The sequence below is a fragment of the Latilactobacillus parafuchuensis genome (assembly GCF_055271665.1).
This window is the reverse complement of the sequence record NZ_CM143875.1, coordinates 1179134-1193152: the sequence shown is the minus strand read 5'-3', so window position 1 is coordinate 1193152 and position 14019 is coordinate 1179134. Positions and strand designations below refer to the sequence as shown.

Sequence of the window (14019 nt, the reverse complement as noted above, 5' to 3'; positions counted from 1 at the left end):
GATAATTGCTTATCGAATAAATCCAACGTACTTGCGTTTCATGAGTAACCCTTCGAGTTGGCGAGTACTTTCCAGCGCCACACCAACAACGATTAGTAAACTAGTCCCACCTAAACCGATTGATTGAGGTAGACCACCGAGGTTTGCTGCTAGTTGTGGTAATAATGCAATTACCCCAAGGAACAACGCGCCGACGGTCGAAAGACGCATCAATACGCCAGAAAGATATTTCTCGGTACCTTTACCCGGCCAAACACCTGGGATATAACTCCCTTGTTTGGTCAAGTTCTCTGCGACTTTTTCAGGATTAACCTGAACAAACGCATAGAAGAAGGTAAAGAGAACAATGAGCACCGTATAAACAATTGAACCAGTCATGGTTTGCATACTGAAGATATTGGATAAGACTTGGAACCAAGTATCTTCACTGTGGCTTGCCTGAAAGGCCATCAAAATTGTTTGGGGTGTCATAATAAATGAACTTGCAAAGATAACGGGAATCACACCAGCAACATTGACCTTTAGTGGTAGGTAACTATTTTCACCGGCACCAGCTTCACGACGTGTATATTGAATTGGAATTTTACGGTTCGCTTGTTGAACCCACGTGACGAAGATGACGATTGCGATTACCGCAACGATCAAGACGACCACGAATAAAATACCTTTCCACATATCAGCCGCTTTAGCATTTAAGATATGTTCTTGGACGATTTGTTTCAAGCCACTTGGTAGGCGTGCAATAATCCCTGCAAAGATGATCATTGACACCCCATTACCAAGCCCCTTGTCCGTAATCTGTTCACCCAACCAAGTAATCAACATCGTCCCACCCGTTAAGATGATCCCGATACTGACGAAGGTTTTAATACTAGGATCTTTCACCAAGCCCATTTGACTTAATGAGTTAAACCCAGCAGTAATCCCAATTGATTGGATAAACGACAAGATGATGGTTAAGTAGCGAGTCACTTGATTCAGTTTTCGACGACCAACTTCACCTTGTTTGCTCCATTCAACAAATTTAGGCACAATGTCCATTTGCAATAATTGAATCACAATTTGGGCCGTGATGAAAGGCGAAACACCCATCGAGAAGATGGAATAGTTTGCCAGGCCACCACCACTAACAGTATCAAGCAATGGGATCAAACCAGTTGCGCCCACCTTAGTCAATGCGGCAGCATTAACACCTGGTACTGTAATTTGTGCACCTAAACGATAAACAATCAAAACGCCCAAAGTGAACAAAATCTTACTACGGATTTCCTTGACTTTAAATGCGTTTCTTAATGTGTTTAGCAATTAAATCACCTCAATTGAACCGCCAGCAGCTTCTACAGCAGCTTTTGCAGCTTCAGAATACTTGCTTACCTTAATGTTCAATTTTTTGTTTAATTCGCCATTCGCTAATAGCTTAACGCCTGATAATTCTTTTTTGATTACGCCAGCTTCGATTAAGATCACTGGTGTAATTTCTGTACCGTCTTCAAAACGATTTAAATCGTTTAAGTTAACAACAGCATATTCCTTACGGTTGATGTTGTTGAACCCGCGTTTAGGCATACGACGGAATAAAGGCATTTGTCCACCTTCAAAACCTAAGCGTACCTTACTACGAGCCTTTTGGCCTTTTTGTCCACGTCCAGATGTCTTACCAGTACCTGATGATGTACCACGACCGACACGTTTACGAACGTCACGAGCACCCTCGTTTGGTTTCATTTCATGTAACTTCATGTGTGCGCACCTCCTTGCAAGTTATGTTGAAATTAATCTTTAATTTCTTCGACTGTTACTAAATGTGCGAGTTTAAAAATCACACCGTGAGTTGCAGCATCATCTGGTTTGATTACAGAACTATTCACTCGGTTTAAGCCAAATTCTTTGACCATTTTACGTTGTTCTGGAAGACGATGAGCAGCACTTTTTCTTAAAGTAATCTTTAATTGAGCCATGTTCAATATCCTCCTAGTTTTGTAAGCTTTCAACAGATATGTTACGTAATTCTGCAAATTGTTCAGCAGTCTTCATACGAGTTAAACCGTCAATTGTGGCACGAATAACGTTGATAGCAGTTTTGCTACCTAATGTTTTACTTGTCACATCATCGACTCCTGCTAATTCCATGACGGCACGAACAGCACCACCAGCTGCGATACCAGAACCTTCAACGGCTGGTTTTAACAAGACACGACCAGCGCCAAAGTGACCGATAACTTCATGAGGTAATGTTGTCCCAACTTTAGGAACGCTGATAAGATTCTTTTTAGCATCTTCAACAGCTTTACGAATAGCTTCGGGAACTTCTTGAGCTTTACCAGTCCCAAAACCAACGTGACCGTCTTTATCACCAACGATTACAATAGCTGCGAAACGTAGACGACGTCCACCTTTAACAACTTTTGTAACACGGTTGATTGATACAACGCGATCTTCTAAATCTAAATGAGTTGGATCAATGTAAGTCATAAATGGTTTTCCTCCTTATTAGAATTCTAGTCCGTTTTCACGAGCAGCATTAGCTAATGCTTCGATACGGCCGTGATATAGGTAACCGCCACGATCAAAGACAACCACTTTGTGGCCAGCTTTAACTGCACGTTGTGCAACTAAAGTACCAACTTGGGTAGCTTGTTCGCTTTTAGTTCCTTCTGCTTTTACTTCTTTATCTAATGTTGAGGCACTTGCTAGCGTCACACCCGCTACGTCATCAATTAATTGAGCGTAGATGTTTTTGTTAGAACGGAACACGTTCAAGCGTGGGCAGTCAGCAGTACCAGAGATCTTGCCGCGAACGCGCGTATGGCGTTTTTGACGAGTCTTATTCTTGTCTGGTTTAGTAATCACAATTTTCACCTCTTAAGTATATTTAGCAACTTACGCTGCTTTATTTACCAGTTTTACCTTCTTTACGGCGGACAATTTCGTCTGTATAACGAATACCCTTGCCTTTATAAGGTTCTGGAGGACGAACATCACGAATAATAGCTGCGAATTGGCCAACTTGTTGTTTGCTAATACCGCTAATAATGATCTTCGTATTCGCTGGGACTTCAATGTTAACACCTTCTGGTGCTTCCATTTCTACTGGATGAGAGTAGCCAACGTTTAATACTAATGTCTTACCTTTTAATTGGGTACGGTAACCAACACCGATTAAATCCAATGTCTTGCTGAAACCTTCTGTAACACCCAAAATCATGTTGTTTAAGTTAGCGCGCATAGTGCCGTGCATTGCACGATCGCTATCTTTGCTACGTGTAAAGTTGATAAGGTTGCCTTCTTCGTGCATTTCAATGATTGGATTGAAATGACGTGTTAGTTCACCTTTAGGACCCTTAACTGTGATGTTGTTTTCACTGTCTTTAGTAACAGTAACACCAGCTGGGACTTCGATTACTTTTAATCCGATACGACTCACGTTACGACACCTCCTTGTTTTAAAGTTTGATTACCATACGTATGCGAGAACTTCGCCGCCGGCAGCTTTTTCGCGAGCTTCTTTGTCTGTTACGACGCCGTTGCTTGTTGAAATAATAGCAATGCCTAAACCGTTCAATACCTTAGGTACTTCGGTAGCTTTGACATAGTTACGTAAGCCAGGTTTTGAGATACGTTTCAAACCAGAGATAACACGTTCGTTATTCTTACCATACTTCAAGAATACACGGATGATACCTTGTTTGTCGTCTTCAATGACTTCGTAGTCGCGAATGAAACCTTCGCGTTTTAAGATTTCAGAAATTTCTTTCTTCATGCGTGAAGCAGGTACTTCTAAAGACTCATGCCGTACCATGTTAGCGTTACGGATACGAGTTAGATAGTCTGCGATTGGATCTGTCATGACCATGTGGAATTAACCTCCTTTATTGAATCTTTATGATTACCAGCTTGCTTTTTTCATGCCTGGAATTTGGCCCTTATGAGCTAATTCACGGAGGCAAATCCGGCAAAGCTTAAACTTACGATAAACTGAATGTGGTCGTCCACATTGTTCGCAACGAGTATATTCTTGTGTTGAAAATTTTGCTGGACGATGATTCTTAACAACTAAAGATTTTTTAGCCAAGAAATTGACCTCCCTTATTATTTTTTGAATGGCATGCCGAATTGTGTTAACAATTCACGTGCTTCTTCATCAGTGTTTGAAGTTGTTACAATAACAACATCTAAACCACGAACGCGATCTACCTTATCATAATCGATTTCAGGGAAGATCAATTGTTCGCGTACACCTAATGTATAATTACCGCGACCATCAAATGATTTTGCGCTAACACCGTGAAAATCACGAACACGAGGTAAAGATACGTTAACTAATTTATCTAAGAAATCGTACATTCTTTCGCCACGTAATGTTACTTTGGCGCCGATTGGCATACCTTCACGTAAACGGAAGCCGGCGATTGATTTTTTAGCTTTAGTGATTAAAGGTTTTTGACCTGCAATCAAAGCTAATTCTTCAACAGCCTTGTCTAAGTTCTTAGCGTTAGAAACGGCATCACCAACACCCATGTTAAGTACGATCTTTTCGATCTTAGGTACTTGCATGCTTGAAGTGTAATTAAACTTTTCAATTAATGCTGGTGTCATTTCTTTAACATATTTTTCTTTTAAACGGTTAGTCATGTAAAAAGTGCCTCCTTTCCCCAAAAGATTATTTATCGATTGATTCTCCAGTTTTCTTTGACACGCGTACTTTTTTACCATCAATTACTTTAAAGCCAACACGAGTTGCTTCGTTAGTAGATGGATCAATTAGCATAACGTTTGACACGTTGATGCTAGCCGCTGTATCAACAATCCCACCATTAGGATTTTGAGCATTTGGCTTAACGTGCTTTTTAACGGTATTGATACCTTCAACAATAACACGGCCATCTTTAGGCATTGCTTTGATGATGGTACCTTCTTTACCTTTATCTTTACCGCTGATTACTTTTACTTTATCACCAGTTTTAACAAACATGATATACGCACCTCCTTTGTAGTCTGCAATTATAGAACTTCAGGCGCTAGGGAAACGATCTTCATGAAATCATTGTCACGTAATTCACGTGCAACTGGTCCAAAGATACGTGTTCCTTTAGGAGTCTTATCATCATTGATGATAACAGCAGCGTTTTCGTCGAACTTGATGTAAGAACCGTCTACACGACGAGCCCCTGACTTAGTACGAACGATAACAGCCTTGACAACTTCACCTTTTTTGACAACGCCACCTGGTGTTGCTTGTTTAATTGTTGCGACGATAACATCACCGATATTGGCAGTCTTACGACCTGAACCACCCAAAACTTTAATGGTTAAAATTTCACGGGCACCGGAGTTATCAGCAACTCTAAGACGACTTTCTGTTTGAATCACTATAGGTCCTCCTTCCGTCACTTAGTTTAAGTAACGATTTAGATAATAACTGCTTTTTCAACGACATCTAATAAACGGAACCGTTTTGTACGAGATAACGGACGAGTTTCCATGATACGTACGACATCGCCTACTTTTGCTTCGTTGTTGTCATCTTGTGCATAATATTTTTTAGAATACTTAACACGTTTCCCGTAAGTAGGATGTGTCTTATAAGTTTCTACCACGACAGTAATTGTTTTTTCCATTTTGTCAGAAATAACACGGCCTTGGTACACTTTACGATGGTTACGACTTTCGCTCAAAGTAAATAGCTCCTTTCCATTTATTATTTGTTAAGTTCTTGTTGACGTAAAACAGTTTTGATACGAGCAATGTTCTGACGAACTTGCTTTAAGCGTGCGGTATTTTCTAATTGACCGGTAGCTTGTTGGAAACGAAGATTGAACAATTCTTCTTTATAAGCTTGTTCTTTCTTAAGCATTTCAGCAGTGGTTAATTCACTGATTTCATTAGCCTTCATTAGATTCGCCACCTACTTCCTCACGTTTTACGATCTTAGTTTTAACTGGCAATTTGTGTGAGGCAAGACGTAATGCTTCGCGAGCTACTTCTTCAGAAACGCCACCGATTTCAAACATGATTTTTTCACGTTTTACAACGGCAACCCAACCTGCAGGAGCACCTTTACCTGAACCCATCCGAACGCCGACACCTTTTGCAGTGTATGATTTATGAGGGAAAATTTTGATCCATACTTTCCCACCACGTTTCATGTAACGAGTCATAGCAACACGGGCAGCTTCGATTTGACGGTTGGTAATCCAACTTGATTCCAAAGCTTGTAGACCGTATTCGCCAAAAGTGACTTCTTTGCCACCTTTAGCAGCACCGCGCATCTTCCCACGGAATTCGCGACGATGTTTTACACGTTTAGGTACTAACATGTTTATTTCCCTCCTTTCGTATTGTTATTAGCTTTAGCGGGTAAAATTTCGCCCCGATAAATCCAAGTCTTAACTCCTAATTTACCGTAAGTCGTCATGGCTTCGTCCCATGAATAGTCGATATCAGCACGTAACGTATGCAAAGGAACAGTTCCTTGAGCATGTGTTTCAATACGTGACATATCTGCACCGTTCAAACGACCAGCGACTTGAGTTTTGATACCTTTAGCGCCAGAACGCATAGTGCGTTGCATAGCTTGGCGTTGTGCACGACGGAAAGCAACACGTGCTTCCAATTGACGAGCAATACTTTCGCCGACTAAGTGAGCATCTAAATCAGGTTTCTTGATTTCCACAATGTTGATGTGTACTTTCTTGCCTGTTAAGTTATTTAGTTCTTTACGTAGATTTTCTACTTCAGAACCGCCTTTACCGATTACCATACCAGGTTTAGCAGTATGGATTGAAACGTTGACGCGATTTGCAGCGCGTTCCGTTTCAATGGTAGAGACGGAAGCGTCAGCTAGTTTAGTGTTAATATATTTACGAATCTTAAGATCTTCATGTAAAAATGTTGCAAAATCTTTTTCTGCATACCATTTAGCGTCCCAATCACGGATTACGCCGACACGAAAACCGGTTGGATTAATTTTTTGACCCACGCGATATCCCTCCTTATGCTTCTTTTTCTGATACAACTACAGTGATGTGACTTGTACGTTTGTTGATTGGTGATGCTGAGCCTTTAGCGCGAGGACGAAAACGTTTCAATGTTGGTCCTTCGTTTGCATAAGCTTCAGTAACAACCAAGTTTTCTGCATCTAAGTCGTAATTATGTTCTGCGTTAGCGATTGCTGACTTCAAAACTTTAATCACAACTGGAGAAGCAGCTCTTGGTGTAAATTCTAAAATTGCAATTGCTTCTGCAACATTCTTACCGCGAATCAAGTCCATAACCATCCGTACTTTACGGGCAGCCATACGAACTGACTTGGCGCTAGCTGTTGCACTAGTAATTTGATCTGCCATTGGATTCATCCTCCTTTCTAGCGTGCTGTTGTTTTCTTATCGTCTGTACCATGACCATGGAAAGTTCTTGTTGGTACGAATTCGCCTAATTTATGGCCTACCATATCGTCTGAGATGAAAACTGGGACGTGTTTCCGTCCATCATATACAGCGATTGTGTAGCCAATAAAGCTAGGGAAAATTGTCGAGCGACGAGACCAAGTCTTGATGACTTGTTTCTTTTCGCTATCAGCTTGTGCTTCGACTTTTTTCATCAAATGCGCATCAGCGAAAGGGCCTTTTTTCAAACTACGACTCATTATGAAACCTCCTTCGAATAAAAAGTACGATAGACTTATCTGATTTAAGCCGCTTGGGCTTTCGATAAGTTCAATTTAAATTGATTATCTTGATTTACGATGACGAATAATAAGTTTCTCTGAACGAGCCTTACTACTACGAGTTTTCTTACCAAGCGTCTTCTTACCCCATGGAGACATAGGAGAAGGACGTCCGATTGGTGCTTTACCTTCACCACCACCATGAGGATGATCGTTAGGATTCATTACAGACCCACGAACTGTAGGACGGATACCCATCCAACGTTTACGGCCGGCTTTACCAATTTTGATCAATTCATGTTGGCCATTACCAACAGTACCGATTGTAGCGCGACAAGTAACAAGGATCATACGAGTTTCGCCTGAAGTCAAACGTACAATTGCATATTTGCCTTCTTTACCAAGTAATTGAGCTGATGTACCAGCTGAACGAACCAATTGGCCGCCTTTACCAGGTTTCAATTCGATATTGTGGATAAGTGTCCCATCAGGAATGTTAGATAATGGCAATGCATTACCAACTTTAATATCAGCATCCACACCAGATTCAACGATCATGCCTACTTCAAGGCCTTTAGGGGTGATGATGTATGCTTTGATACCATCTGGGTATTGGATCAATGCGATATTTGATGTACGGTTTGGATCGTATTCGATTGACTTAACAGTCGCTTTGATACCATCTTTAATCCGTTTGAAGTCGATAACACGATATTTTTGTTTATGACCACCGCCACGATGACGTACAGTGATATGACCGTGCGCATTACGACCAGCAGTATGGCTTTGGGATTCCAACAACGTCTTTTCAGGGGTTGTCTTAGTAATCTCAGCAAAATCTGAGCTGGTCATGTTACGACGACCGTTTGTGGTTGGTTTGTACTTAATAATTCCCACGTGTGTTCCCTCCTATAATTATTACTTTAATTTAATGTTGATTAATCTTCGAAAATCTTGATTTCTTTTGAATCAGCAGTTAAGGCAACGATTGCTTTACGGCGTTTTTTAGTATAGCCAGAATAGCGACCTTGACGTTTTAACTTACCGCGAACATTCATGATGTTCACGTTTTTAACTGATACACCAAAGATTTCTTCGATTGCGTAACGTACTTGTGTCTTGTTAGCATGTACATTAACATCAAACGTGTATTTCTTGTCGTCCATAGCAGCCATTGAAGCTTCAGTAACTACTGGGCGTAAAATAACATCGCGTGCTTCCATTATCCAAGCACCTCCTCAATCTTAGAAAGAGCAGCTTGAGTTAGGATTAATTTTTGGTTGCCAACAACGTCTAATACGTTGATACCTTCAGCGGGAACAACTGTTACGTTAGGTAAGTTGCGTGCTGATAGGGCAGCAAAATCATTGCCTTCTTCAAGAACTACTAATGCTTTAGTATTAACGTCTAATTTGTTAAGTACTTCTGCGAATTCTTTAGTCTTAGGTGCATCAAAGTTGAATGCATCAACAACGACTAAATCATTATCGATAACTTTTTGTGAAAGTACTGACTTGATAGCAAGACGACGTACTTTACGAGGTAATTTGTAACTGTATGAACGAGGAGTAGGTCCGAAGACGATACCACCGCCACGCCATTGTGGTGAACGGATTGAGCCTTGACGAGCACGACCAGTACCCTTTTGACGCCAAGGTTTACGACCACCACCGCGAACTGCAGAACGGTTCTTAACGGCATGTGTTCCTTGTCTTAATGAAGCACGTTGCATGATGATTGCATCAAACACAACGTTTTCGTTAGGTTCGATAGCCCAGATAGTGTCGTTTAATTCGACGCTTCCGTTTTGGCTACCATCTTGTTTAAATAATGTTACGTTTGCCATTGGTTAAATCCTCCCTTCTCGAATTATTTGTTAGCTTTAACAGCTGTTTTAATTGTAATCAATGAGTTTTTAGCACCTGGCACGTTACCCTTAACAAGGATAACGTTCTTTTCAACATCTGTGCCAACAACTAATAAGTTTTGAACAGTCCGTTGATGGTTACCCATGCGACCTGGTAATAGTTTGCCCTTAAACACACGGTTAATAACGGCACCCATTGAACCAGGACGACGGTGGAAACGAGAACCATGACTCATAGGGCCACGAGATTGTCCGTCTTTCTTAATGTTACCTTGGAAACCATGACCTTTCGTTACACCAGTTGCGTCTACGACGTCGCCGGCTGCGAAAGTATCAACTTTGATTTCTGTTCCTACTTCGTACTCTCCTAGTGCAACATCTCTGAATTCTCGAATGAAGCGCTTAGGAGTAGTATTTGCTTTTGCTACATGACCTTTAGCAGGTTTGTTTGACAAGACTTCACGTTTATCTTGATAACCGACTTGGATGGCTTCATAGCCGTCTGTTTCGTTAGTCTTAACTTGTAAGACAACGTTCGGTGTTGCTTCGATAACTGTTACGGGAACAAGTTCACCGTTTTCGTTAAAAACTTGTGTCATACCTACTTTTTTACCTAAGATTCCTTTTGTGGTCATGGTAACACCTCCAATTTTTTGATTTAGTATTTAACTATTAAAGCTTGATTTCGATATCCACACCACTTGGTAAGTCAAGTTTCATCAATGAATCAACTGTCTTAGGTGTTGGGTTAACAATATCGATTAAACGCTTATGAGTACGCATTTCGAATTGTTCACGAGAATCTTTATGTTTATGTGGTGAACGTAATACAGTATAAAGTGTCCGTTCAGTTGGTAATGGGATTGGGCCAGAGATTGAAGCTCCTGTTCTCTTTGCTGTTTCCACGATCTTATCAGCTGATTGATCCAAAATACGGTGTTCGAATGCTTTCAAACGAATACGAATCTTTTGTTTTGCCATGTTTTTCCCTCCTTCGTCTATTTTAAAAGTAGACTAGCTCCGTGAAAATTTTTCCGGCACGCCCGCCCATGGCAAAGCGGCCGGGTGTGTCGCAACCTCTCACATCTTAGCTACTTAGGAATCTTTCGACCCCCTCGTGCGCAAACTTCTGTTATAGAAATAGCACCTTATCTATCTTACAAGATGGGCCAAAATTATGCAAGCCTTTTTTGCTGATTTATCAAAGTTTTTCATAACCTTTTCATAAAATCGGATAGCGGTTTATCGCTAGCCTTCGCCCTACTTTTCAGGTACACTTAGACCAACTAAATATTCGCTAGGAGGCTTTTACATGGTAGCTCAAGCACTTTTAATCATCGATTATACAAATGACTTCGTCGCCGACAACGGCGCGCTAACGGCCGGTGCGCCAGCCCAGGTGATTGCCACTTCAATCGTGACGCTAGCTGATCAATTTTTAGCGGCGGGCGACGACGTGATTTTGCCGACCGACTTACACGTGGCTAACGATCCCCACCATCCAGAAACCAAACTCTTCCCGCCACATAACTTGGCTAATACTTGGGGGCGCGAATTTTACGGTCCCCTCGCCACTTGGTACGCTGCCCACAAAGATGACGAGCACGTCTACGCCTTTGCCAAGAACCGCTATTCCGCCTTTGCCAATACGAATTTAGATAATTACCTGCGCGAACGCCACATCACTGACTTACATTTAACGGGTGTCTGCACCGACATCTGCGTCCTACACACTGCTGTGTCGGCCTATAACTTAAACTATCCGTTAACGGTCCACGAACAAGCCGTCGCGACGTTTACCCCCAACGGCCAAGAATGGGCCCTCGCACACTTCAAAAACAGCTTAAACGCCAGGATAGCGCGCAACTAAGCTAATCCTTTTCTAAATATCTTCAAAAGGTCATCTCTTTCTATATTATATAGAAGAAGATGGCTTTTTTAGGTCATAAAAATAGACCCGCTTTGCAGCGAGTCCGAGGAGTGTATGAAAAAAGAGTTTTGTCAGTTCTTTGCCAGGGCGGTGGCAAATCGAGTTAGCGGGGGTTGAACCCGCATCGGCCGTCATTATATTTTCTGGGAGGAATTTCAAATGAATGGGCCAGTCCTACCGATTAAACGATAACTCATTGGTGTTGCTCAGCCAGCCACTCTAGGGAAGCGGCCAACTGTTTGAAAAGCACTTTATCTTTCAGATTATTTCTTGGGAGGAATTCATCTGATATATATAGAATAACAACGAGATGTGAACGAATTGTGAACTTTCATTTATAAAACTGTAAAATTCACGATTACCATTTAATTAATCCGTGCTCATTAACGCCACAAAAAAAGGCCCCGCATCTGCGGGGTCTTTTTTTAATCCAACAGAAGTCATCAGATTAACGGGTCCAATTAATTATTGTCCACCATTTTTCTTGATAATTTCTTCTTGGATGCTCTTAGGAACAGCTGAATAATGATCAAATGTCATTGTAAATGTCCCACGGCCTTGTGTTGCTGAACGTAAAGTCGTTGCATAACCAAACATTTCTGATAATGGCACCATTGCGTTAACAAGTTGTGCATTACCACGGGCTTCCATACCTTCAACACGTCCACGACGGGCAGTAATTTGTCCCATAATATCACCAAGATATTCTTCAGGAGCAATCACTTCAACCTTCATGATTGGTTCTAGGATTTCAGCGCCAGCTTTTTTAGCAGCATTTCTCAATGCCATTGAAGCAGCAACCTTAAATGCAGATTCATTAGAATCGACATCATGATAACTACCATCATATAACTTAGCTTTAACGTCGATCAATGGGTAGCCGGCTAAGACACCGTTTGCCATTGATTCTTTCAAGCCTTGTTCAACTGATGGAATGTATTCACGAGGAACAACACCACCGACGATAGCGTCTTCGAATTCGAAGCCTTTACCCTCTTCATTAGGTGTAAATTCAACCCAAACGTCACCATATTGACCTTTACCACCGGATTGACGAACGAATTTACCTTGTGCAGAAGCTTGTTTCGTGAATGTTTCACGATAAGCAACTTGTGGTTCGCCGACTTTGGCAACCACTTTAAATTCACGTTTCATACGGTCAACCATGATATCCAAATGTAATTCGCCCATGCCGGCAATTAACGTTTCGCCAGTTTCAGGGTTCGTTTCAGCTTTGAATGTTGGATCTTCTTCGCCAAGTTTTTGCAAGGCAAGATCTAACTTATCACGATCTTCTTTTGATTCAGGTTCGATAGAAACTTGGATAACGGGATCAGGGAATTCCATTGATTCCAAAATTAATGGATGATCAAGGTCAGTCAATGAATCACCAGTTGTCGTGTTCTTCAAACCGATTGCAGCAGCGATATCCCCTGAGAATACTTCAGGAATTTCGTTACGGTGATTTGAATGCATTTGTAATAAACGACCAACACGTTCACGTTTGTCTTTAGTAGCGTTCAAGACGTATGAACCTGATTGAAGGGTCCCCGTATAAACACGGAAGAATGTTAAACGACCAACGAAAGGATCGGTAGCAATCTTAAAGGCTAAACCAGCAAATGGTTTGTCATCGCCAGCCATCAATTCAACTTCTGTATCAGGATCATCAGGATCAGTTGCTTTGTAAGGACGAACTTCTAATGGTGATGGAAGGTAATCAACAACACCGTCCATTAACATTTGAACACCCTTGTTTTTAAAGGCTGAACCGGCAAATACTGGGAAGAATTTCAAATCAATCGTTGCTTGACGAATTGCTTTTTTCAATTCATCTTTAGTGATTTCTTCGCCTTCTAAGTATTTTTCCATGATGTCATCATTTACATCAGCAACAGCTTCAACTAATGATGCGCGACGTTTTGTTGCTTCTTCTAGGTAGTCAGCAGGCACTTCAACAGTATCCCACTTAGCGCCTAATTCATCTTCATCATAGATATCAGCTTGCATTTCGATCAAATCAATAACGCCTAAGAAATCATCTTCAGCGCCAATTGGCATTTGAACGGCATGTGCATTAGCTTGTAGACGGTCTTCAAGAGTTGTCATTGAATAATCAAAGTCAGCCCCTAATTTATCCATCTTATTAACAAAGACGATACGTGGTACACCATAAGTAGTTGCTTGACGCCAAACATTTTCAGTTTGAGGTTCAACACCTGATTGAGCATCTAAGACAGTGATGGCACCATCTAAGACACGCAATGAACGTTCAACTTCAATTGTGAAATCGACATGTCCTGGTGTATCAATAATATTAACTCGGTTACCTTTCCATTCGGCAGTTGTTGCTGCTGATGTAATAGTAATCCCACGTTCTTGTTCTTGTTCCATCCAATCCATTTGTGAAGCCCCTTCATGGGTTTCACCAATTTTATGAATTTTACCAGTATAATACAAGATACGTTCAGTAGTTGTCGTCTTACCAGCATCGATATGAGCCATGATACCGATATTACGAGTTTTGTCTAACGGGAATTCACGTTTGTTTGCCAT

At 41.3% G+C, this 14019-nt stretch carries 24 protein-coding genes and 1 tRNA gene; 1 reads left to right on the top strand and 24 read right to left on the bottom strand.

Translation table 11 applies throughout. The features are described from left to right. Positions 1–9: 9 nt before the first annotated feature. From secY to rpsJ, 22 genes are all read right to left on the bottom strand, one after another. On the bottom strand, positions 10–1305 hold the full coding sequence (gene secY, locus ACVPPQ_RS05955) for a preprotein translocase subunit SecY (protein WP_025083336.1): 1296 nt from the start codon (positions 1303–1305) through the stop codon (positions 10–12). Further along, entirely contained in the window at positions 1306–1740 is a 435-nt protein-coding gene (gene rplO, locus ACVPPQ_RS05950; RefSeq protein WP_025083335.1) for a 50S ribosomal protein L15, read from the bottom strand. A 32-nt stretch (positions 1741–1772) separates the two neighbouring features. Beyond that, positions 1773–1958, bottom strand: coding sequence for a 50S ribosomal protein L30 (rpmD, locus tag ACVPPQ_RS05945; protein WP_106483488.1), 186 nt, complete (start codon positions 1956–1958; stop codon positions 1773–1775). A 13-nt stretch (positions 1959–1971) separates the two neighbouring features. Further along, positions 1972–2472 (bottom strand): 30S ribosomal protein S5, encoded by a 501-nt coding sequence (rpsE, locus tag ACVPPQ_RS05940; RefSeq protein WP_025083333.1) that lies wholly within the window; start codon positions 2470–2472, stop codon positions 1972–1974. A gap of 18 nt (positions 2473–2490) precedes the next feature. Beyond that, on the bottom strand, positions 2491–2859 hold the full coding sequence (rplR, locus tag ACVPPQ_RS05935; RefSeq protein WP_035439070.1) for a 50S ribosomal protein L18: 369 nt from the start codon (positions 2857–2859) through the stop codon (positions 2491–2493). A 31-nt stretch (positions 2860–2890) separates the two neighbouring features. Beyond that, entirely contained in the window at positions 2891–3424 is a 534-nt protein-coding gene (gene rplF / locus ACVPPQ_RS05930) for a 50S ribosomal protein L6 (protein WP_025083331.1), read from the bottom strand. A gap of 30 nt (positions 3425–3454) precedes the next feature. After that, positions 3455–3853: a 30S ribosomal protein S8 gene (gene rpsH / locus ACVPPQ_RS05925; RefSeq protein WP_056950653.1), complete on the bottom strand. Its 399-nt coding sequence runs from the start codon at positions 3851–3853 to the stop codon at positions 3455–3457. A 33-nt stretch (positions 3854–3886) separates the two neighbouring features. After that, positions 3887–4072, bottom strand: coding sequence for a type Z 30S ribosomal protein S14 (locus tag ACVPPQ_RS05920; protein WP_081779537.1), 186 nt, complete (start codon positions 4070–4072; stop codon positions 3887–3889). A gap of 17 nt (positions 4073–4089) precedes the next feature. After that, positions 4090–4632, bottom strand: a complete 543-nt coding sequence (rplE, locus tag ACVPPQ_RS05915) for a 50S ribosomal protein L5 (protein ID WP_025083329.1) — start codon at positions 4630–4632, stop codon at positions 4090–4092. A 28-nt stretch (positions 4633–4660) separates the two neighbouring features. Further along, positions 4661–4972: a 50S ribosomal protein L24 gene (gene rplX, locus ACVPPQ_RS05910; RefSeq protein WP_025083328.1), complete on the bottom strand. Its 312-nt coding sequence runs from the start codon at positions 4970–4972 to the stop codon at positions 4661–4663. Positions 4973–5001: 29 nt separating this feature from the next. After that, positions 5002–5370: a 50S ribosomal protein L14 gene (gene rplN / locus ACVPPQ_RS05905; protein ID WP_025083327.1), complete on the bottom strand. Its 369-nt coding sequence runs from the start codon at positions 5368–5370 to the stop codon at positions 5002–5004. A 38-nt stretch (positions 5371–5408) separates the two neighbouring features. Further along, on the bottom strand, positions 5409–5675 hold the full coding sequence (gene rpsQ / locus ACVPPQ_RS05900; protein ID WP_025083326.1) for a 30S ribosomal protein S17: 267 nt from the start codon (positions 5673–5675) through the stop codon (positions 5409–5411). 23 nt (positions 5676–5698) lie between these two features. Continuing rightward, positions 5699–5893 carry a 50S ribosomal protein L29 gene (gene rpmC, locus ACVPPQ_RS05895; protein WP_025083325.1) on the bottom strand — a complete coding sequence of 65 codons (195 nt, stop codon included), beginning with the start codon at positions 5891–5893 and terminating at the stop codon, positions 5699–5701. Beyond that, positions 5883–6317 (bottom strand): 50S ribosomal protein L16, encoded by a 435-nt coding sequence (rplP, locus tag ACVPPQ_RS05890; protein WP_025083324.1) that lies wholly within the window; start codon positions 6315–6317, stop codon positions 5883–5885. Before rplP ends, rpmC begins: the two co-directional genes overlap by 11 nt. Before the next feature lie 2 nt (positions 6318–6319). Further along, complete coding sequence (rpsC, locus tag ACVPPQ_RS05885) at positions 6320–6979, bottom strand: 30S ribosomal protein S3 (RefSeq protein WP_025083323.1); 660 nt, start codon at positions 6977–6979, stop codon at positions 6320–6322. A 13-nt stretch (positions 6980–6992) separates the two neighbouring features. Further along, on the bottom strand, positions 6993–7346 hold the full coding sequence (rplV, locus tag ACVPPQ_RS05880; protein ID WP_025083322.1) for a 50S ribosomal protein L22: 354 nt from the start codon (positions 7344–7346) through the stop codon (positions 6993–6995). Positions 7347–7363: 17 nt separating this feature from the next. Then, the gene (gene rpsS, locus ACVPPQ_RS05875) at positions 7364–7645 is read right to left on the bottom strand and encodes a 30S ribosomal protein S19 (protein ID WP_025083321.1); all 282 of its coding nucleotides are present in this window, start codon (positions 7643–7645) and stop codon (positions 7364–7366) included. An 84-nt stretch (positions 7646–7729) separates the two neighbouring features. After that, positions 7730–8563, bottom strand: a complete 834-nt coding sequence (gene rplB / locus ACVPPQ_RS05870; protein ID WP_463493284.1) for a 50S ribosomal protein L2 — start codon at positions 8561–8563, stop codon at positions 7730–7732. Positions 8564–8604: 41 nt separating this feature from the next. Beyond that, positions 8605–8889 (bottom strand): 50S ribosomal protein L23, encoded by a 285-nt coding sequence (gene rplW, locus ACVPPQ_RS05865; RefSeq protein WP_025083319.1) that lies wholly within the window; start codon positions 8887–8889, stop codon positions 8605–8607. After that, entirely contained in the window at positions 8889–9512 is a 624-nt protein-coding gene (rplD, locus tag ACVPPQ_RS05860) for a 50S ribosomal protein L4 (protein WP_025083318.1), read from the bottom strand. The genes rplW and rplD overlap by 1 nt, the downstream gene beginning before the upstream one ends. A 23-nt stretch (positions 9513–9535) precedes the next feature. Then, positions 9536–10168, bottom strand: coding sequence for a 50S ribosomal protein L3 (gene rplC, locus ACVPPQ_RS05855; RefSeq protein WP_025083317.1), 633 nt, complete (start codon positions 10166–10168; stop codon positions 9536–9538). Between the two features lie 37 nt (positions 10169–10205). Next, a complete protein-coding gene (rpsJ, locus tag ACVPPQ_RS05850; RefSeq protein ID WP_011375450.1) occupies positions 10206–10514 on the bottom strand; it encodes a 30S ribosomal protein S10 in 309 nt (102 codons plus the stop codon). 331 nt (positions 10515–10845) lie between these two features. On the opposite strand from rpsJ, the gene ACVPPQ_RS05845 reads away from it, so the two are divergent. Beyond that, positions 10846–11403, top strand: a complete 558-nt coding sequence (locus tag ACVPPQ_RS05845) for a cysteine hydrolase family protein (protein ID WP_463493280.1) — start codon at positions 10846–10848, stop codon at positions 11401–11403. A 158-nt stretch (positions 11404–11561) separates the two neighbouring features. On the opposite strand, the gene ACVPPQ_RS05840 is transcribed toward ACVPPQ_RS05845, so the two are convergent. Next, a tRNA-OTHER gene (locus ACVPPQ_RS05840) sits at positions 11562–11659 on the bottom strand. 269 nt (positions 11660–11928) lie between these two features. Then, the gene (gene fusA / locus ACVPPQ_RS05835; RefSeq protein WP_463493278.1) at positions 11929–14019 is read right to left on the bottom strand and encodes an elongation factor G; all 2091 of its coding nucleotides are present in this window, start codon (positions 14017–14019) and stop codon (positions 11929–11931) included.